Raw genomic sequence first — 20,972 nt, 5'->3', positions numbered from 1 at the left:
TACAGTTTTTTATTTTATCACCTAAAAATCCGTTTCAAAAAAAAAAATAATTTATGGTTTAAAAAAAAAGCTAAATAAATTAATTAAAAAAGACAATGAACAGACACAAGAATCAATAATTTAACAAAAAGCAGTATAATTTCAGAAATCAATGCATTTTAAATGATTTTTTGCTTTAAAAACCACATGTTAATTGAAAAACAAGCTTAATTCTCAAACAAATAAGCCCAATTAAGCTTTTAAAATAAAAATTGACAATTTGTCATACATGGCAACATCACGAAGTTTTGGCAGAAAATCACACCTCCAAAACCATGACAAAACACTGCCAATATGACAAAACCAACTTTCACCTACAAAAAGCACCCAAAATGTGACTATGCCAATTTCTTTCCGCGATAGAGGATTAAAGTGAAAGACAAACAAAAATAAATTTTAGTTTGATGCAATTTGCCTTGCAGAAAGGATTTTTATTGTGCTGACCTGGTAGCTTTTTCAATATCGTCCCACATTTCGGATGGAATCATTTCGAGGGCATTGAATTGACCTGCACCTTGTAGCCATTCGCCGCCATCAATGGTAATTACTTCACCATTAATATAGCCAGAGAAACCAGAAACAAGAAAGGCAGCTAGATTAGCCAGTTCCTGGTGTTCGCCCATTCGTTTTAGCGGCACCCTGTTTTTAAAGTCGAACTTTTTTCCCATGTCGCCAGGCAGCAAACGCTCCCAGGCACCTTTGGTTGGGAATGGCCCAGGGGCAATAGCATTGGTTCTGATTCCATGTCTGCCCCATTCAGCGGCCAATGACCTTGTTAAGGCCAGCACACCGCCCTTAGCACAGGCCGATGGAACTACATAGGCCGAACCTGTAAACGCGTAAGTAGTAATAATATTAAGGATAGTACCTTGTATTTTTTCGTTAATCCAATATTTGCCTAAAGCAAGTGAACAGTTAACCGAACCTTTTAAAACAATATCAATAACTGCTGAAAATGCATTAGCCGAAAGTCGCTCTGTTGGGGATATAAAGTTACCGGCTGCATTATTTACCAGCCCGTCCACCCTGCCGAAGCTAGCAACCGCTTCTTTCAGCATATTTTCTACTTCTTCATATTTCCTAACATCACATGCAACTGCCAATACCTTACCACCTGTTTCAGCCTCCATTTCAGTAGCTGTTTGTTGCAAAACATCAAGCTTCCTGCTGGTGATTACTAGGTTTGCCCCTATTTTTAAAAAATAAGTACCCATTGCTCTGCCCAAGCCTGTACCACCGCCGGTAATAACAATAGTTTTGCCTTTTAAAGCATCATCTTTTAACATTCCTTCGGTAATAGCCTGGTTTTGTTCAGCAGAATTAGTCATAACAAATTATTTAGTAGCAGCGCTTTTTGATTTTAAATTCTCAATCATTAATTGTAGCCCTTTACGGGTTGCAGGTGCCCACCATTGTTGAAGCATTTTATCTAATAGTTCCGTTTGATCACTGTTCAACTTATTAATTAATTCCTTCCGAAGATTTAATTTACTTTGACTCCAGGTAACGGGACTAAATTGCATATAAGTTCTAATCTTCTTTTCGGCGGTGTTTAATAAGCTCTCAGGAGCGCTTATTTCATCTATCAAACCTGATTCAAATGCTTCGTTAACACTAAGTAACTTGCCTTCCATCAAATACTGATAGGCTTTACGTTTTCCCAGCCAAAAGGCATATAAATCAAAAATACCATCAGGAACAATGATACCCACAGGAATCTCATTCAACCCGATCACAAACTTACCTTCGGCCATTACCCTGTAGTCAGAGCATATAGCCAAAACGCACCCGCCTGCCGGACTATGGCCACTTATGGCAGCAACCATTGGCTTTTTGAAAGACACCATCACTTTTTGTAATTCCAGAAAATCACTCCAAAACTGCCTGCTTTGTGCCTCATCATATTCATAAGCCTCGATCAGGTCAATCCCCGATGAAAAAAAACCTTCTTTTCCGGTAAGGAGTAAACCACTGATATTATCGTCGGTATTTATGCTTTTAACAATGGTGGTTAATTCCTTAACCATTTGATGATTAACCGGGTTAGATCGGCCATGGTCTAAAGCAATAATAGCTAACCTGTCACGAAGTTTAATTTGAAAAGTATCCATCTGCGTTCAATTAATTTACCAGGGCCGGGTTTTCACTTACTTCGCCTGCATACATTTTGTCTATCTCTACTTTGTATTTTTCGGTGATGATCTTTCGTTTCATTTTTCCGGTTGGCGTAAGTTCGCCGGTATCTACCGACCACTCATCAGGTAATAAAGTAATCTTTTTCACCTGCTCTACGTGGTTAAACTCTGGATTATAAGTATCAATGATAGATTGGTACATATCAATAACCCGCTTATCTTTTAAAAGTTCTTTGTGTGATGTAAAAGGGATATCATTCTTTTTGCACCATGGTTTAAGGTTAGTGTACGATGGAACAATAAGCGCAGCTGCGAATTTCCGTTCAGACCCTACTACCATCATCTGCTCAATGAAGTAGTTTTCCTTCATCTTATTTTCAATAGGTAACGGAGCCACATATTTACCACCCGATGTTTTAAATATCTCTTTTTTACGATCTGTTATTTTCAGGAAATTATTTTCATCTAATGTGCCGATATCACCAGTATGGAACCATCCATCCACCAAGACCTCAGCCATTAATTCGGGATTTTTATAATATCCCGCCATAATATTAGGCCCCTTACACAGTATTTCGCCATCTTCGGCTATTTTAACCTGTACACCATTCAACAATGGCCCAACTGTCCCAAATTTTCTGCCATTTTCGGCATAATGGTTTACTGCTATAACCGGCGATGTTTCCGTTAAACCGTATCCTTCTATAACAACCATATCAGCAGCAGTAAATATTTTCTCCAATCTTATCGGGCATGATGAACTTCCGACTACAATAGCCTTTACATTGCCCCCTATGGCATTGCGCCATTTACTAAATACCAGTTTATCAGCTAAGGCCAGTTTAAGTTTGTATCCGATGCTATTTTTACCAATCTCAAACTCATCACCAATACTTACTGCCCAGAAGAAAATCTTTCTTTTTATACCAGTTAGTTTCTGGCCCTCGATCATTATTTTTTCAAACACTTTCTCCAGCACCCGCGGAACAGCGGTAAACAAATAAGGCTTCACTTCCTTCATGTTAGCGCCAATGGTATCCATATTTTCGGCGTACGAAACTGAGAAACCGTAGAACAAATAAATGTAAGTCACCATCTTCTCGAAGATATGATTCAATGGTAAAAAACTCAAGGCGGTTTTCTCTTTTATCGGTATCTGAGCAAGTATCTCGCCCGAACCTCTTACATTACTTAAAATGTTTTTATGGGTAAGCATTACCCCTTTCGGTCTGCCTGTTGTGCCTGAGGTATAAATTATAGTGGTAACATCATCCTCTTTAACTTTATCACTTACCTCGCTAATTCTTTCTTCATATCCTGATCTCAGCGGCTTGAACAATTCTGTCCAGTTAGGGCAATTCTCCAGCTCATCAAAAGAAAAAATGGTTCTTAATGATGGCACATTGGCGTGTACGAGCTTTGCTTTTTCAAACAATTCTTTCGTACTTACAAACAAATACTTTACCTCGGATTCAATTAATATTTGTTCAATTTCCTTTGTGTTAGTGTTGGGATATAGTGGAACCAATACTGCCCCGGTGAGCTGTACCGCTAAATCAGTTATTACCCACTCTGGCCTGCCTGCACTTATTAAACCTATTTTATCACGTCCTTCAACTGTACCATCGCCGGTAGAAACACCTAAATCAAGCAATGCCTGGGTTAACTGGTAAACCATACCATGCACTTCAGATGTGCTATAAGCTTTCCAGCTTCCGTTTACTTTAGCGTTCAACAAGTCGGTTCTAGGCTCTTTTGCCTGAACTGCCATGCAATCAAATAATCTTGTTGCTTTTTCCATTCGTAAAACCGGTTATAAGTTAAAATGACCTGATAAAATCTATAATAATTCAAATATCCCCGCCGCACCCTGGCCCGTACCTACACACATGGTAACCATGCCATACTTTTTATCGCGTTTTTTCAGTTCGTTAAATAACTGAACAGAAAGTTTAGCCCCAGTACAACCCAATGGATGACCGAGCGCTATGGCACCACCATTCACATTTACAATATCGGGATTTAGTTCCAATCCTTTTATAATAGCTAATGATTGGGAAGCAAAGGCCTCATTTAGTTCAATCAGGTCAATGTCTTGTTGTTTCATTCCTGCAAGCTTCAGTACTTTCGGTATAGCCACCAACGGGCCAATACCCATAATGCGCGGAGGAACGCCTGCAACAGCATAGTTCACCATACGGGCAATTGGTGTAAGGTTGTTTTGCTTCATAAACTTTTCGCTTACCACCATTACAAAAGCAGCACCATCGCTTGTTTGGGATGAATTACCTGCAGTAACAACACCTCTGGCATCAAAAACAGGTTTCAATTTAGACAAAGCATCCAATGAAGTATCTGCGCGGGGGCCCTCGTCTGTATCTACCTTAAATTCGCGTTTTTTCTTTTTGCCACTTTCATCCACATAGGTTTCTACAATATTAACAGGCACAATTTCGTCTTTAAATTTCCCCTCTTTAATGGCAGTTATCGCTTTTTGATGAGAATTATAGGCAAACTGATCCTGCTCTTCCCTACTCACTTTATACTCACGGGCAACGGCTTCAGCGGTAAGGCCCATACCCCAATAATAATCAGGATGCGCCAGGGCAACATCTGCATTAGGTACCACACGCCAGCCGCCCATTGGTAGTAGGCTCATGCTTTCAACACCACCCGCTATTATGCAATCAGAAATACCGCTATGTATTTTTGCTGCCGCGATAGCGATAGTTTCCAAACCTGATGCGCAATAACGATTTACTGTCATCCCTGGAACTTTATCGGTATCTAATGCAATTAATGAAATCAGTCGGGCTACATTTAAGCCCTGTTCTGCTTCGGGGGTTGCATTACCAACAATTACATCATCAATCTGTTCCTTATCTACATTGGGAACAGAAGCTACCAGGTGTTTTATAACATCAGCAGCAAGAGAGTCGGGCCTTGTAAACCTTAAACCACCTTTTGTTGCCTTTCCAACAGCACTACGGCTTGCAGCCACTATGTATGCGTTCATTTAGTTTTTATTTGGAGAATCAAGAGCGAAGAATAGAAATTTGGATTTCATATTATTCTTTTGATTCCTGGTTCTTAATTTAATTTAACTCTCCCGGATATTTACTCTAAAAGTCTAGTTCCTTAATACTTTTCCACCTGTTAAAATGGATTGAATCCTTTCCAGGGTCTTCTTTTCCATACACAGGGATACAAAGGCTTCCCGCTCCAATCCGAGCAAGTATTCTTCATTTACAATGGATGGTTGTGACAAATCGCCGCCGGACATTACGTAAGCCAGTTTCTGTGAGATTTTCACATCATGCTCGCTGATGTAATTACCACTGAACATAGTATTGGCACCTACGTAACCCAAACCAAGTGCCTGTTTACCTAATACCCTGATATCACTACGCTGTATCGGTTGTACATAACCCTCATCTGCAAGTTGCAGACACTGCTGTTTGGCTTCAGCTAATAATCTGTTTTGTGAAACCACAACTATATCTCGGCCTTTTTTCAGGTAACCCAACTCAAAAGCTTCATAAGCTGAGGTAGATACCTTTGCCTGACCAATGGTTAAAAACCGATCCCTGAAATTATTCAGTTCGATATCACCATCCTGCAATTCGTCGGATAATCTTAAAGCGAACTCCTTGGTACCGCCGCCGCCGGGTATCAATCCAACGCCAAACTCAACCAGGCCCATGTATAATTCTGCGTGAGCGACTACCTTATCGGCATGTAAGCACAACTCGCAGCCGCCGCCTAAAGCCATTTGACGAGGCGCAGCCACTACCGGAATAGAAGAATAACGAATACGCATCATGGTGTTTTGAAAAGCCTTGATCACCATATTCAACTCATCAAACTCCTGCTCCACAGCCATCATAAATATCATTCCCACATTAGCACCTGCACTGAAATTGGCCCCTTCATTTGATATCACTAAACCTTTGTAACTTTTTTCAGCAAGGGTTATAGCTTTATTAATACCTTCAATTACATCGCCGCCAATGGTGTTCATTTTGGTATGGAACTCCAGGTTAAGTATCCCATCGCCAATGTCAGTTATGGTAGTACCGCTATTTTTCCATACGGTATGTGTTGGGCGGATATTATCAAGTAAAATAAAACTTTCCGTTCCTGGAATTACCTTATAAGTTTTGGATGGGATATCATAGTACAAGCGTTTGCCACCTTCAACTTTATAAAAGTTTTTTGCACCAGATGCAAGCATGTCATAAACCCATTGTGCGGGTTTATTTCCGGCAGCTTCCATAGCCTTTACCGTTTCTTCAACACCAAGAGCGTCCCATTTCTCAAAAGGCCCCATTTCCCAACCGAAGCCTGCGCTTGTGGCAGCATCTATCTTGTATAGTTCATCTGCAATTTCGGGAATACGGTTGCTGGCGTAGGCAAACAGCTCATAAAAGGTAGCTCGGTAAAAATCTCCTGCTTTATCCTTAGCTGCAAAAAGTATTTTAAGTCGATCTTTTAAACTGTCAACAGTTTTGGTAGTTTCCAGTGAAGGGAATTTTACTTTTTGCGATGGTTTGTACTCCAATGTTTTCAGATCGAGTGCATAAAACTGGTTTACGCCATCAACCTTTTCCTTTTTATAAAAGCCCTGGTTAGTTTTACTACCAAGCCAATTATTTTTAGCCATACCGGTAACAAAATCGGGGATCTTAAATATATCCCTGGCTTCATCTTTCGGTGCATTTTCATAAAGCCCGTTAGCCACGTGGATCATAGTATCCAAACCCACCACATCACTGGTACGGAAAGTTGCCGATTTTGGGTGACCGATTACCGGGCCGGTAAGTTTATCTACCTCCTCAACCGTCATACCTGTTTTATTTACGTAGTTCAACACACTCATAATGCTGAACACGCCTACCCTGTTACCGATAAATGCAGGGGTATCTTTAGCCAAAACAGTTGTTTTTCCGAGGAATTTTTCTCCAAACTCCATTAAAAAATCAGTTACTGCGGGCAATGTATCTTTAGTTGGAATAATCTCCAGCAATTTCAAATATCGTGGCGGATTAAAGAAGTGGCTGCCACAAAAATGCTGCTTAAAATCTTCACTCCTGCCCTCGGCCATCAAATGTATAGGAATGCCTGAGGTATTTGAGGTGATCAATGTTCCGGGCTTGCGGTGTTTCTCAACGTTTTCAAAAACCCTCTGTTTTATATCCAAACGTTCAACTACCACTTCAATTACCCAATCACATTCAGCAATTTTGGATATGTCGTCATCAAAATTCCCCGTTGTAATACGCTTTGCAAATGATTTTAAATAAATGGGCGAAGGGTTAGATTTTAAAGCAAAATCTAGAGCATCATTTACAATTTTATTTCGGATCTTTTTATCGTTATCCGGCGCATCTTTCGGCACAATATCTAATAAGAGCACCTGAAGACCAATGTTCGCAAAGTGACAGGCAATGCGGCTGCCCATTACACCTGAACCCAGTACAGCTACTTTTTTTATTACTCTTTTGGCATCCATGCAATACGTTTATTTTAAAAGGTTATAATATTAATTTCAGGAGCAGTTAAAGAACAAACTAAAAATACTTTAATTTATTCTTTAATGCATTTTTATAAAACACAAACTGTGCGCGAAATGATTTTAATAATTGGTATTGGTTTGTATATAGCAAATATCCTTTTAAGGATGATTTAACAAAGGTCTAAATGACGGAAACATTTGTCAATATTTCGGAACTTATTTCTTATTTATTTACCAGATAAATCGGTAATCAGGTTAATATATTGTTTCATCGCATCCTCACGAGATGTCCCTTTCAATTTTAACCAGGCATCATATTTTGCTTTAGCTACAAAATCAAACATACCTGCAGGCGGATCTATATTGATATCGCCTTCTGTTGACTGTTTGTATAAACTATAAATTTTTAATAATGTTTCATTATCAGGTTTTGACGACAGTTCCTTACTTTCTTTAACGGCTACTTCAAAAATATCTTTTAACTCAGTCATTTTCTTTTATTATTTATTATGATTTAGGTTGTTCTTCAATATAATCGGCTGTTTTATGAGCCTTCATAAACAATTCGCTTATGTCAACAGGTAACAAACACAGCTTGCGCTTTACCATGTCTATCCAGGCGCCATCTACATTAATAATAGCCGCTTTCACACCGTCTTCACGATACATTTCATGCCTTATTGACCATCTTGAACCATCAGCCCTTGCTTTTGAAAGCTCACAAGTCATTCTGATGGTATCATTTAATGCTACTTCGCGTAAATAGAGAAGCTCTTCCCTGAATAATACGGGCCCAATTTTTTGTTCCAATAACAGTATAGGTTTTAAGCCCAACTGCTGCATCATATTTAACCGAGCCTGCGCGGCAAAATCGGCATAGGCAGAGTGCCGCAAGTGTTGATTAGCATCAATCTGCGACCATAACACCTGTCCTTCATAGTATATATTCATATTATGAACTATTTGTGAGACGCTTTATACTTTTTAACTGCAGCCGTTAGTTTGGGCAATACTTCCATAGCATCGCCTATCACACCGTAATTGGCAGCCTTAAAAAATGGTGCTTCCGGATCTTTATTAATCACCACAATAATTTTTGATCCGTTAACCCCGGCCAAATGTTGTATTGCTCCGGATATACCAGCAGCTATGTATAAATTAGGGCGAATTGTACCGCCTGTTTGCCCCACATGTTCATGATGTGGACGCCAATGCGAATCGGCAACCGGCCTTGAACAAGCTGTAGCAGCGCCTAATTCTTTTGCCAAATCCTCAATTAATCCCCAATTTTCAGGACCTTTCATACCTCTTCCGCCGGAAACAACCAGCTCGGCATCTGCAAGAGAAACCTCTCCTGTAACTTTGTTTACCTGTTTTACTTTTATTCCAAAGTCTTTTTCATCAAAATTCACATCCAGCTTTTCAACAGTTGCTTTGCCTTCTCCTTTATTGATCTGAAATGAATTAGGCATCAACGTAATTACCTTTACATCGCTCAAAACATTTACAAAGGCAAAGGCCTTGCCTGAAAATACTGTTTTTTTAATTAAAAAGCCTTCTGCTGTATCGGGGTATGATAAAGCACCAGCCACCAGGCCCGCTTTCAATTTAACGGCAACACGGGGAGCTACAGCTCTCCCATTAATATCATTCAGGGTTATAATTACCGTGCTTCCTTCCTTTTCTGCGGCAGCAATAAGTGCTTTTGCATAGGCACGGGCATGCAATTCGTCTAAACGGGGATCAGCAATATGCAGTACTTTTTCCGCACCATATTCACCCAAACTTTCCATTTCTGCTGCTGATGCACTGCCTAAAACAACAGCCGTTGCTGTTGTTCCAGTTTGTTTGGCTATTTGTGAAGCATATTGAACAGCTTCAAAGTTTTTCTTTTTTATAATTCCTTCGGTATGCTCTACCAATACTAATACTGACATTTTTCGTTTTAATTTTTAGGATAGATTAAATAACTTTTGCCTCTGAATGCAGCAACTCAACCAATTCGTCCATATTATCCGGATCAACCAGTTTAATACCAGCTTTAGCAGGTGGCATTTCGTACGATAAAATTGCAGCTACAGGCGCTACAGCAGTTGGAGTAACTACCTTTAGCGGACGTGTACGCGCAGCCATTATACCACGCATATTAGGAATACGTGCTTCTGCAACACCTTTTTGACAGGCTATTACTACCGGTAAACTACAGGTATCTGTCTCTTCGCCACCTTCAATTTCACGATTAACTATTGCTGTATTACCTTCAATCTGAATACTTGCAGCAAAACCGATATAATCTGCATCCAATAATTCGGCAATCATAACGCCAGTAACACCGTTATTATAATCAATAGATTCCTTACCACATAAAATCAGGTCATAGCCAACACTTTTGGCATATTCGGCAATATAACTGGCCGTTTCATACGGATCATTAGCGGCCGCATCAATGCGGATGGCTTCATCACCTCCCAATGCCAGGCCCTTTCTGATAATTGGCTCAACATCCGCTTTACCAACGGTTATTAAATGCACATCACTTGCCACACCTGTTTCCTTTAATTCCAAAGCCCGGATTAAAGCATACCATTCATCGTAAGGATTAATGATGTAAGTTACACCATCACTGCTGATGGCGGTATTATTGTCTTTTAATATAATTTTAGTACTGGTGTCGGGCACTTGGCTTATACACACTAATATCTTCATAGAGTAGTTTTGTAAAAAGAATTGTCCCGGCTTAACACCGGAGGCAATTCGTATTAATTATAAAGGTCGGTTTAGAAACAATATTTATTTTCAGCAATCAATTTCGCTGCAACATTTCTACGGGCCTGGGTAGTATTAAAATCTTCAGTTTTGGTAAAACGTCTTAATCCCATCAGCATCATTCTCAGTTCATCGCCCTCCGCAAAAGAGTTTAATGCTTCTTTTCCTGATTTTAAAATGCGTTCAGCTGCTTCATAAACATAAACCCTCATTATGTCCAGTTGTTCTTTGCAGGCATCCTCTCCTTTTATGCCTACCAGTTTTTCAACCCGTAGCTGTAATGATTCGCTCACATAAAGTTCAATCAACATATCTGCCAGGTTCATTAGTACTTCCTGTTCTTTACCCAATTGTGTCATTAGTTTTTGAACAGCGGCACCAGCTACCATCAAAATAGCTTTTTTGAAACCTGCTATGTATTTCTTTTCTTTAGAGAACAAGCCATCTTCTTCGGCACCGCCAAAGTCAGGAATGCTCATTAATTCACCGGCTACTTTTTGTGCAGGCCCCATTAAATCAAGCTCACCCTTCATAGCGCGTTTCAGCATCATATCAACGGTTAACATCCTGTTAATCTCATTTGTTCCCTCAAAAATCCTGTTGATTCTTGAGTCACGATAAGCCCTGTCCATTGGTGCCTCAGCACTAAAACCCATTCCCCCATAAATCTGCACACCTTCATCTACTACATAGTCCAATGTTTCAGAGGCGTGTACTTTTATAATAGCGGCTTCAATGGCGTATTGCTCGGTCCCTTTAAGCTTAGCTTTAATTTCATCCATTCCTGATTCAACCAGCATGTCGGTCGCTTCTTCCATATTCTGGCTGGCGCGGTAAATTGCAGCCTCAGAAGCGTAAGTACGGATTGCCTGTTGAGCTAATTTATAACGAATGGCCCCGTATTTGGAGATAGGCCTTCCAAATTGCTCTCGCTCATTAGCATATTTTATGGCCAATGAAATAACATCCTTGCTTGCACCTATGGTACCACCACCTAATTTAATACGACCAAGATTTAAAATATTTACCGCAATCTTGAATCCGTTTTGGCGCTCAGAAAGCAAGTTTTCAACAGGCACTTTGCAATCATTAAAAAACACCTGGCGAGTTGAACTTCCTTTTATACCCATTTTATGTTCTTCGGTATTTAAAGATAATCCTTCAAGATCCTTTTCAACAATAAATGCGCTCAGGTTTTCGTCATTATCAATTTTGGCAAAAACAGTAAACACATCTGCAAAACCTGCATTGGTGATCCACATTTTCTGACCATTAATCAGATAGTGTTTACCATCTTCAGATAATCTTGCTCTTGCTTTGCCTGAGTTTGCATCTGATCCGGCGCCGGGTTCTGTAAGGCAATAGGCCCCTTTCCATTCGCCGCTTGCCAGTTTAGGGATATATTTTTGCTTTTGTGCATCATTACCATAGTACAATATTGGTAATGTACCTATACCCGTATGTGCCGAAAAAGCTACAGAAAAAGAGTGCCCTGCTCCTAATTTTTCGGTAACCAGCATGGATGTTTTAAAATCCTTTCCAAAACCACCATATTCTTCAGGCACAGAAATACCTAATAAGCCCAGGTTTCCAGCCTCTTCCATTAGATGGGCCATTAAACCCTCTTCTTGTTCATCAATGCGGTTTAAATTGGGAGTAATGTGTTGCGCTAAAAAGTTAGTACAAGTTTCAGCTATCATTAATTGCTCCTCATTCCATTCTTCCGGAATAAAAATACTTTCGGCGGCAGTTTCCCTTATCAAAAACTCTCCGCCTTTTATAGCTTTTACAGATTCTGTGGCATTCATGATTAAATAATTAATTATGTTGATCTTTTAGTTTTACGTTAATACAACTGGTATAGGTGCAACAAATTGCGGCCTGTATCTGTTTTTTGGCATTTGTTAAGCCAAACCCATTCAGAAATGGTGGCTTAATTAAGTTTTATAATTAACGGTAAAATTATATTCCCCGGCAAAGCAATGAAAGGTCTGCAATGCGGAGATATTAGTCAAAAAGTCGGAAAGGAGGTTTTAAGTCAATTTATTAATTCTAAAGCTTTAACCGGCGTTTTAATAATATAGCTGAGATAATCGTTATTATAGTACCTAAAGCCATTATAGTTAATACCATCATGCCGAAATTAAAAAATGGATTATTGCTTAGAGCCACCTGCTGTTTAAGTTCTTTTAATTTGATGTCAAATTGGGCAGGAGATAGTGTTTTTCTATACTCCTCAATATCGAAAGTGTAAACCGTTTCATAAAACTTCGGATTGATATAGATCACATAAGTAGTTTCAATTAATGCGAATGCAAAAGCAGGTATTAAAACTATTAGTAAGCCTATTTTTAGGGCCTGTAAAAAAGTAATACTGCCGTTATTGACATGGTCTCGATAATATCGTATCCCAAAATAAACAAACACCAGCGGGCATAAAAGATCGGCCCAGCCAATATTGCCTTGTGCTTTATGCCCTATGCCGGTGAGACGTATAATAAGCCAGGTAAGTACAAAAAATAATAGTTCGGCAAGTGCTGCGTACCCGCCATAACGTAAAGCTGTTTTTTTCATGATCTTAATGATTTTTGAATTAAAATTAACAGCAGTATTTCAATATGACCTAATACTTAAGCAGTATTTGAGCTTAATAAATAAAAATACAACTTTAGTATTAGCCAATAATGGATAGCTCCATCGCCTTTTTTATGGCTTCAGTGCGCCGCTCAACCCTCAATTTCTGAAAAATATTGGAAATATGTTTTTTAATGGTGTTTTCAGAAAGAAATAATTTATCAGCAATCTGCTGGTTAGATAAACCCTCATAGATCAGTAAAAGAATTTCGGCCTCCCGTTTACTCAATCCGCTTTGCAGTAACTTTTCATCATTAATTACTCCCTGTTTTTGTTCGGTAACAATGATTGTTTTGTTGAATAATTTCCTGCTTATTATTATCCCGATCACTAAAAATAGCAAACTGAAGGCAGCTATCCAGGTGGTAGTATTGCTTTTATCCCAAAAGTTATAGATGCCAGCAATGCGGAATAACACCAGCAATGCCGTTATTAGTAGGCCAAATGCAATAACAATTTGTTTCATTGTTTTTAATGTGCCGATACCATTCTGTAATCAGATGGAGACATACCCGCGTGTTTCTTAAAATATTTACCAAATGAAGATTGATCAGGAAAATGTATATCCTCGGCCACACGGGCAATACTGATATCGTGATTTCTTAATAATACTTTAGCTTCTAATACAACTGCATCATCTATCCATTCTCCAGCTGTTCTACCGGTAACTTCTTTAATAGTTTCTGTTAGATGTTTGGGCGATACAAATAAAGCATCTGCATAATATTGCACACTACGATGTTCCTTATAATGCTGAAAAACCATATCTTGAAAAAGCATATTCAACTCCTGTTTACGGGTCTGTTTACCTTTTACTATAGAATGTTGTTTCTCATAAGCAGCTTGCACTTCGTATAACAATGTTATTAAAATACTTCTTGATATTTCAACGTGATAAGGATGTCCTTCCCTCTCCAGCTTTTGCTGTATTAGTAAATAGATATCCAAAATCATTTTAGCATCCGCACTATCCAAGAATATCACCGGTAATGAGGTGCTTTTAAAATAACTGAACGATTCTAAAAAATGGCTATTTACACTATTTTCCGTCAAAAATGCTTTACTGAAAACTATAAACCTGCATAAAAAATCATCACTACTGTTATAAATCCTTAAAACGTGAAAAGGGGTTGCCAAAAGCATAGCATCTGGCTTGGCTTCATAAACCTGTAGGTTTACCTCAACCTGAGCTGTGCCCCGTGTACATATACCAACTATATAACCATCTGAGCGGTAAGGATATTCACTTAAGCTTAATAATTGTTTTTCATCAGCCACAAAAAAGTCTGCCCCGGCAAGTTTATCAGCATACAGATAAGCAAATTTCGAGAGGCTTAATTGTCCTATTTTTCTACTCATAGCCTTACAATATATAATTTTTTACCGAAATTATTTAAGTGATTTTTTTTAAATTGAAGCTGTAGTTTTTTTTCTTCAAATTAACATTATTACTTATAGTATATATTATCCGACTTTTTGACTAATATCTCCGCATTATAGCCCTTTTTTTCATTTCAAACCAAACTACTTTTATGTTTTAATAGTTATGTAGTGGTAACCTAATACACCGGGCTATTAATATTATAAACCAATTATTATTTTATGAGAAAACTATTACTCCTACTATGGTTGGCATTGCCAGTATGTGCATTTTCGCAAGGCTTCCAGGTTAATCTTGAAGGTGAAAAACAAATTGGCATGGGCCATACCGGCACTGGTCTTTTAACGGATGGTGCATCTGTATTTTTCAATCCGGGTGCAGTGGCTATGCTGCCCGAAAATTATGTTCAGGCAGGTATTAGTCCGTTGGTATTCCAGTCGGTTTTTAACCCCTCAGGCTCCAACGTTCAGTACCATACTTTAAACAAAATTGCTCCTCCATTTACTTTTTACGGAGTATGGGGTCCAAAATCATCCTGGTGGAAATTTGGCTTTGGCGTTTATACCCCATTTGGTGGTTTAACAGACTGGGGCGATAACTGGCAGGGGAAATATGTATTGGAAAGTCTCAATTTAAAAGCCATTTATTTTCAACCCACATTAAGCATTAAACTTGCCGACTTTGTAAGTATTGGTGGCGGTTTTGTTTATAACCGGGGCAGTGTTGATCTTACGCAGGCTATACCGCTTGCCAATCAGGCAGGACAAGACGGACAAGCAGAGTTAAAAGGCACCGGTCATGGATACGGATGGAACGCCGGCATCTATTTTAAAACAGAATCAGGCGTTACAGTTGGTATAACACACCGTAGTGGTGTTTCTACCACCATTAATAATGGTAATGCTATATTTACCGTTCCAACAGCCCTTCAAAGCTATTTCCCTCAACCTAACACATTTAAATCAACTATCCCACTACCTGCAGTTAATTCAGTTGGTATAGGTTTTTATCCATCGCCTAAATGGACATTAGCTTTAGATATGAACATTACCAGCTGGAACGTTTATAAGACTTTAGAGTTTGATTACAAATACACCACACCTGATTTACAGAACACCGTTTCACCAAGAAATTATAATGATGCTTTTACATTCAGGGCAGGCGCACAGTATAAATCATCTCCCAGAACAGCATGGCGCTTTGGCGGAGGCTTCGCAACTACAGCAGTTGGCGATAGCTATGTTACTCCTGAAGCCCCTGATGCCAACCGGGTGTATTTTACCGGTGGTTTTGGCTACCTGATAAGTAAACATCTGGATTTGGATGCATCATTTGAATTTGAGCATTTGTTAAGCCGTACATCAACCAATATTCAATATCAGTTGTCGGGCACTTACGAATCAAATATTTATATCCCAGGTGTATCACTTTCTTATCATTGGTAAAATTTAATATTTAAGCAAATGAAATTTCTAAAAAAACATATTTATATAATTGCGGGTTTATTTTTACTTGCGGCATGTAAACCCGAAGTAAAAACCGCACAACTCACCCACGGATCCGCAAATTTTTCAAGATTCATAGCAGTCGGTAACTCCTTAACTGCCGGTTATGCTGATGGAGGCCTTTATTTAGATGGACAACTCAACTCCTATCCATCAATTATGGCTGGTCAGATGCAATCTGTAGGGGGCGGCTCTTTTAATCAACCATTATTTACATCCGCACAAGCCAATGGCTCTGGATATTTACAATTAACAGGCTTTAATGCAGATGGAACACCTATTACTACACCCGTTACTACAGATTTAGCTATAAGAGGTATTTTACCTGTTCCTGGTTTTGGAAATGTGACGCTATACACAAAATATACCGGCGATATTGAAAACTATGGCGTTCCCGGAATTAAATTACTCAACATTACATACGCCCCATATGGTAACCTCAATGGTTATTTTGAGCGCCTGTTACCTAATGATGCACCAACCAATACAACCGATTATCTGGATTTTGTAACTGCAAAACCATTTACTTTCTTTTCTGACTGGTTGGGTAATAACGATGCCCTTTTGTATGCAACTTCAGGAGGTGCGGGCGATGTATTGACTGATGAAACAACCTTTGCTCAGTTATACAGCTTATCAATAAGCAAGTTAACAGCAACCGGTGCCAAAGGAGTAGTTGCGACCATTCCCGACGTAACTTCTATACCTTATTTTAATACGGTAACTGTTAATGCTATAGTTGCGGGAGTACAAAAATTAAATCCTGCAGTACAGGGCATTTATATAAATGCATTAGTTTCAGGTACCACATATGCTCCAAGACTAGCCACAGCTAAAGATTTAATTGTATTAACTTTCCCTACAAGTATGATTGGCCAGCTTGTTTCAACTCCTTACGGAGAATTACCCTATGGCTTAACTCCTTATTCTCCAATTGATAATCAATATGTATTAGATGCAAATGAAATTGCGCTTACTCAAGAGCACGTACTTTCTTTCAATAGCACTATTACATCAATTGCTGCTTCAAAAGGTTTAGCTGTATTTGATGCTTATACATTTTTGAATAATATAAAACAAAACGGCTTGGTTATTGACGGTTTAAATCTGAATTCAAATTACATTAGCGGTGGTTTATTTTCACTTGATGGAGTACATTTAACTCCAAGAGGTTATGCAATAGTTGCCAATGAATTTATTAAAGCTATTAATAGTAAATACGGATCAAATATCCCACTAGCAAACGTTGCAAATTACAGGGGAGTGAAATTTCCTTAATCTTAATTAGTTATAAAAAGCCCTGGATAGATCAATAATTTATCCGGGGCTTTTTATTGCCTGAATATTAGGGTAAACTTATTTAATCATTAAATTAGGCCCACATAATATTGTTAAATCCAAATGCTAATAATACAACTCACCGGATTATCTGGCTGCGGTAAAACCACACTCTCCAACAAGATAAAACCATTATTTGCCGCTCAAAATATCAATATTGAAATATTGGATGGAGATCAATACCGAAAAACATTATGTAAAGATCTAGGATTTTCAAAAAGCGATCGACTTGAAAACATCAGGCGTTTAGGAGGTCTTGCTGCATCACTTGTTGCTCAATATAATGCAATTATAATTGCAGCCATAAATCCGTACGAAGAAGCCCGGGCTGAATTAAAATTTAAACATAATGCAAAAACAGTTTGGATAAATTGTGAGCTCGAATCGCTGATATCAAGGGATACCAAAGGTCTATATAAAAGGGCATTATTACCTGATGAAGATCCAGATAAAATATTCAATTTAACCGGTGTAAACGATTGTTATGAAACACCTTTAAATTATGATTTTAAATTAGACACTCACCTTGAAAGTATCGATGAATCAGCAGCGAAACTTTATCAATTTGTAAAAGATCAACTTAAATAAATCACTTTATTTCCATTTTTCCATACAATTCAAAAGCTCTTTCTAATTCTGGGATAACCGAAATTACTTTTTTCTCACTAAAAGCCTCATTTGGATATTTTGAATGATATTGAATCCTGTTTTCCATCGTCGATAATTCATCTTCATCTATCTCCACTTTGGTAAAAGCAGCAATTTTTTTAACAATAGGAATAATTCCTTCTTTGTAATCCAGAAAAAGGCTCAATTTATCACTTTCTATTATCTCCAGGTACATTTCCAGATACCTTTCTATCATTTTCGCTATATATTCCCGCTGTGGCATATGTACAACTTCTACATTGTCTAATCCGAACAGCTCCGGTTCAATCAGTCCCTGAACAGCCTGCATCCCACTCTTTTTAAGGTGCGAATTAAATACCTCATCTGGCGTACGATATAAAAACACAAATGGCACTTCTGGATACAATTGTCTTATTTTCTTATAATAGAAAACATGCCAGCTATCCGTTTTTATAAATAAGTTAGTTTCTGTACCAAATCTTCTCTGTCCGTAAAATTTTATTGCAGCACTTAGTAGTTTACCTGTATATAATTCTTTTACATCACTCTTTTTTAGTGGCAACCTTAAAATATCATCAAAAAAAGGCACTTCAGCTAAAGAGATATTCTGCTCATTCATCCCTAAAAGCTGCGAAACAAGCGTAGAACCGCAACGTGAAATATGAAAAATAAAAGCTGTAGGCTCAACTTTTTCAATACCTGCCGCCCAATCTTCTAAAACCCTAAGATCTGCTGCGCTTATAAATTTCAATATATGCTGATCAAGTGCTTTGCATTTGCTGATCGTTTCATCAAAAAATGGTTCGATGTATGGCTTATTAAACGTATTTAACCATTTACATAATAAGCTGTCATCATTTTTCAAGTCAAGTTTATAAGGTATCCAACTTTTTAAAGGATGTTCAGATTGATTCATTTATATCGATTATAATGGTTAAAAATAATCTTTTATTGCTATAGACATATGAATTTTGTGCTTGGTTTAAAAATGGGGATAAATCATCTACAGAATTCCAAAATCAAAAGGGCCTGTAATCTACAATCACAGGCCCTTTGTATCATTTAAGATGAATCTCTTTTTTTAGAGCAGTTTAGCATTCCCGGAGGTTCTGCCAAAGCGATAGCTCAGGGTAACCTCATGGGTAGGGATATTGGCGCCGCCCAGGTTATTGCTGGTAGTACCAAACTGATAACTGTAGCCTACATGGAAGGAGCTGACATTGATCGTAATGATGCCGGCCATCTCATTATTGGTACGGTAGTTCACGCCTAGTCCCAGCGTCTCTTTCAGGTAGAAGGTGCCCGAGAAGTCTGCCACTAATGGTACCCCGCTGGCGTAGGAGAACAACGTGGCCGGTTTGAACTTGATGTCTTCGTCTATATTGGTGATCAGTGCCCCTGAAAAGTAATAATGATTGATAAAGTTATTATTGTTCTGGATCGATGCTGTTCCCAGGCTGGTAAAAGTCAGTTCCGGTACCGATATCCCCAGGTAATACCAGTCGGTATAATACATCACCCCAAAGCCCACATTCGGCTTGGTCTGCCGCACATCGGTCGCAAATACCGGGTCATTGGCGGCCAGTTGGGAGTAATTGGCTACATAGTTCCGCACACCTGCATTCAGCGACACCCCCAGGTAGGCCTCAGGACCCAACTGGATCGATTTGGCAAAATAGGCATTCACCTCCGTCTGCCGCTCTATGGCAAACTGGTCATTCATGACAATCAGACCCGCTGCTGCATTGATCGTCGGAATCGGGATATTCCCGTTGAACAGGAAGGTCGTCGGTGCCCCGTCTACCCCTACCCATTCCTTCCTGCCCAGCATGTTCAGCGATCCCGCCTTGTCCAGCAATGAATAGGCCGGGTTCAGCGGCGTCAGGTTATCCATGTATTGGGTATAACTGAACTGCTGCGTCTGACCTTTTACACTTCCGGCTACCAGGATCCCTATTAATAGTAACAGTACCACGCTGGCTGCTCTGTTCACCTTATGACTCTTTTTCAATTTCATCTCTTTTTTTGATTCAGGTTGCTTCCTTTTATTGATATTTTAGTACGAAGTAGCCGGTTTTGCTCTTTCTTTCTCCGTTCACTACAATCTCTACCCGGTAGAAATACGTGCCTGCCTGCTGCAACGCTCCGGTGAGATTGGAGTGCCCGTCAAATACATGCGAGGTATTGTCATATTTAAAGCCCTGGTAAATGATCACCCCATTGCGGTTGATCAGCGTCACTTCATTCTCCGGATAGTTCTGGATCCCTTCAATATATAAGAAATCATTGATCCCGTCTCCATTCGGTGATACGGCCTGGTGTACCAGGATGTCATCACCTGCGGCATCAATAATCACTACCGGCTGGATCACGCTGGTGGCTGCTTCATAGTTGTTATCTCCTGCCTGGCTTGCCGTAATCTCTGTACTACCCAGCTGTAAGGCGCCGAGGCTGCTGCCCTGGATGTCTGCTATCAGCGGATTGGCAGAACTGAACGTTACCGGAAGCCCTGAACTGGCCGTTATCGTGCTCAGGTCATAGTGCGAACCCTTCAGCTGTACCGGGATCGCTGCAAAGCTGATCGTCTGCTGGGCCTTATTCACTACCAACTGCCTGCTGATAGATGGGATAGTAGTATAATTACCATTGGCTGCCAGTGTTGCGGTGATCGTTGTAGTACCTGCTCCTGTAATATGGATCGACCCGTTAACAATTGTCGCTACTGCTGGATTGCTGCTCGTATAAATAATGGTCTCCCCGCCGGATGTAGTGGCGCCACCATTAAAGTCGGCATCCCCGTACGTTTTGGTCGCTATCTGCGCAAATGTCAATGTCGCAGCTGCATCTGTTATCGTTAGTGTTCCGTTTATATAAGTGATCGCATAGTTATTGTCTACTGCTCCACTTGGCGTAATCGCATAAACTCCTACGGATGAACTGCTGGTGGCAGTCGTGCTTGCTGTGGCTGCTGTAGTTAAACTGGCCTGGCTATCGCCATTCACAAAGCCTGAATAGGTTACCGTTAATGC

19 protein-coding genes are annotated in these 20,972 nt (G+C 39.4%); 3 read left to right on the top strand and 16 right to left on the bottom strand.

Annotated features, from left to right (window positions below):
• Nucleotides 1–470 precede the first annotated feature (470 nt).
• From JN11_RS19495 to JN11_RS19435, 13 genes are all read right to left on the bottom strand, one after another.
• Nucleotides 471–1,367: an SDR family oxidoreductase gene (locus JN11_RS19495; protein ID WP_144915283.1), complete on the bottom strand. Its 897-nt coding sequence runs from the start codon at nucleotides 1,365–1,367 to the stop codon at nucleotides 471–473.
• A 6-nt stretch (nucleotides 1,368–1,373) separates the two neighbouring features.
• Nucleotides 1,374–2,150, bottom strand: coding sequence for an enoyl-CoA hydratase/isomerase family protein (locus JN11_RS19490; RefSeq protein ID WP_144915281.1), 777 nt, complete (start codon nucleotides 2,148–2,150; stop codon nucleotides 1,374–1,376).
• A 10-nt stretch (nucleotides 2,151–2,160) separates the two neighbouring features.
• Nucleotides 2,161–3,975: an AMP-dependent synthetase/ligase gene (locus JN11_RS19485; RefSeq protein WP_144915279.1), complete on the bottom strand. Its 1,815-nt coding sequence runs from the start codon at nucleotides 3,973–3,975 to the stop codon at nucleotides 2,161–2,163.
• A gap of 39 nt (nucleotides 3,976–4,014) precedes the next feature.
• Nucleotides 4,015–5,190 (bottom strand): acetyl-CoA C-acyltransferase, encoded by a 1,176-nt coding sequence (locus JN11_RS19480; RefSeq protein WP_144915277.1) that lies wholly within the window; start codon nucleotides 5,188–5,190, stop codon nucleotides 4,015–4,017.
• Between the two features lie 114 nt (nucleotides 5,191–5,304).
• Nucleotides 5,305–7,686 carry a 3-hydroxyacyl-CoA dehydrogenase/enoyl-CoA hydratase family protein gene (locus tag JN11_RS19475; RefSeq protein ID WP_144915275.1) on the bottom strand — a complete coding sequence of 794 codons (2,382 nt, stop codon included), beginning with the start codon at nucleotides 7,684–7,686 and terminating at the stop codon, nucleotides 5,305–5,307.
• A 230-nt stretch (nucleotides 7,687–7,916) separates the two neighbouring features.
• Nucleotides 7,917–8,180, bottom strand: a complete 264-nt coding sequence (locus JN11_RS19470; protein WP_144915273.1) for an acyl-CoA-binding protein — start codon at nucleotides 8,178–8,180, stop codon at nucleotides 7,917–7,919.
• Between the two features lie 16 nt (nucleotides 8,181–8,196).
• Entirely contained in the window at nucleotides 8,197–8,640 is a 444-nt protein-coding gene (locus JN11_RS19465) for an acyl-CoA thioesterase (protein ID WP_144915271.1), read from the bottom strand.
• Nucleotides 8,641–8,648: 8 nt separating this feature from the next.
• A complete protein-coding gene (locus JN11_RS19460; protein ID WP_144915269.1) occupies nucleotides 8,649–9,626 on the bottom strand; it encodes an electron transfer flavoprotein subunit alpha/FixB family protein in 978 nt (325 codons plus the stop codon).
• A 25-nt stretch (nucleotides 9,627–9,651) separates the two neighbouring features.
• A complete protein-coding gene (locus JN11_RS19455; RefSeq protein WP_144915267.1) occupies nucleotides 9,652–10,395 on the bottom strand; it encodes an electron transfer flavoprotein subunit beta/FixA family protein in 744 nt (247 codons plus the stop codon).
• A gap of 71 nt (nucleotides 10,396–10,466) precedes the next feature.
• Nucleotides 10,467–12,263: an acyl-CoA dehydrogenase family protein gene (locus JN11_RS19450; protein ID WP_144915265.1), complete on the bottom strand. Its 1,797-nt coding sequence runs from the start codon at nucleotides 12,261–12,263 to the stop codon at nucleotides 10,467–10,469.
• Between the two features lie 244 nt (nucleotides 12,264–12,507).
• Nucleotides 12,508–13,029 (bottom strand): DUF4199 domain-containing protein, encoded by a 522-nt coding sequence (locus JN11_RS19445; protein WP_144915263.1) that lies wholly within the window; start codon nucleotides 13,027–13,029, stop codon nucleotides 12,508–12,510.
• Nucleotides 13,030–13,129: 100 nt separating this feature from the next.
• A complete protein-coding gene (locus JN11_RS19440) occupies nucleotides 13,130–13,555 on the bottom strand; it encodes a response regulator transcription factor (RefSeq protein ID WP_144915261.1) in 426 nt (141 codons plus the stop codon).
• A gap of 5 nt (nucleotides 13,556–13,560) precedes the next feature.
• Nucleotides 13,561–14,448, bottom strand: coding sequence for a helix-turn-helix domain-containing protein (locus tag JN11_RS19435; protein WP_144915259.1), 888 nt, complete (start codon nucleotides 14,446–14,448; stop codon nucleotides 13,561–13,563).
• A gap of 243 nt (nucleotides 14,449–14,691) precedes the next feature.
• Between JN11_RS19435 and JN11_RS19430 the strand changes: the two genes are divergently transcribed.
• The 3 genes from JN11_RS19430 to cysC all read left to right on the top strand — a co-directional run bounded on the left by JN11_RS19430 (nucleotide 14,692) and on the right by cysC (nucleotide 17,901).
• Nucleotides 14,692–15,915: an OmpP1/FadL family transporter gene (locus JN11_RS19430; protein WP_144915257.1), complete on the top strand. Its 1,224-nt coding sequence runs from the start codon at nucleotides 14,692–14,694 to the stop codon at nucleotides 15,913–15,915.
• Nucleotides 15,916–15,933: 18 nt separating this feature from the next.
• Nucleotides 15,934–17,253, top strand: coding sequence for an SGNH/GDSL hydrolase family protein (locus JN11_RS19425; protein ID WP_144915255.1), 1,320 nt, complete (start codon nucleotides 15,934–15,936; stop codon nucleotides 17,251–17,253).
• A 123-nt stretch (nucleotides 17,254–17,376) separates the two neighbouring features.
• The gene (cysC, locus tag JN11_RS19420; protein ID WP_144915253.1) at nucleotides 17,377–17,901 is read left to right on the top strand and encodes an adenylyl-sulfate kinase; all 525 of its coding nucleotides are present in this window, start codon (nucleotides 17,377–17,379) and stop codon (nucleotides 17,899–17,901) included.
• Between the two features lies 1 nt (nucleotide 17,902).
• Here the strand turns inward: cysC and JN11_RS19415 are convergent, their stop codons facing one another.
• The 3 genes from JN11_RS19415 to JN11_RS19405 all read right to left on the bottom strand — a co-directional run.
• Entirely contained in the window at nucleotides 17,903–18,859 is a 957-nt protein-coding gene (locus tag JN11_RS19415) for a sulfotransferase family protein (protein ID WP_144915251.1), read from the bottom strand.
• A 165-nt stretch (nucleotides 18,860–19,024) separates the two neighbouring features.
• Entirely contained in the window at nucleotides 19,025–19,960 is a 936-nt protein-coding gene (locus tag JN11_RS19410; protein ID WP_144913911.1) for a PorP/SprF family type IX secretion system membrane protein, read from the bottom strand.
• A 28-nt stretch (nucleotides 19,961–19,988) separates the two neighbouring features.
• Nucleotides 19,989–20,972, bottom strand: a 984-nt coding sequence (locus JN11_RS19405; RefSeq protein ID WP_144913909.1) for a T9SS type B sorting domain-containing protein, incomplete at its 5' end; no start/stop codon positions are given.

The sequence above is a fragment of the Mucilaginibacter frigoritolerans genome (genome assembly GCF_007830615.1).
Classification (GTDB): domain Bacteria; phylum Bacteroidota; class Bacteroidia; order Sphingobacteriales; family Sphingobacteriaceae; genus Mucilaginibacter; species Mucilaginibacter frigoritolerans.
Note: the sequence above shows the minus strand (reverse complement) of the source record. Positions and strands in the feature narration are given on the sequence as shown.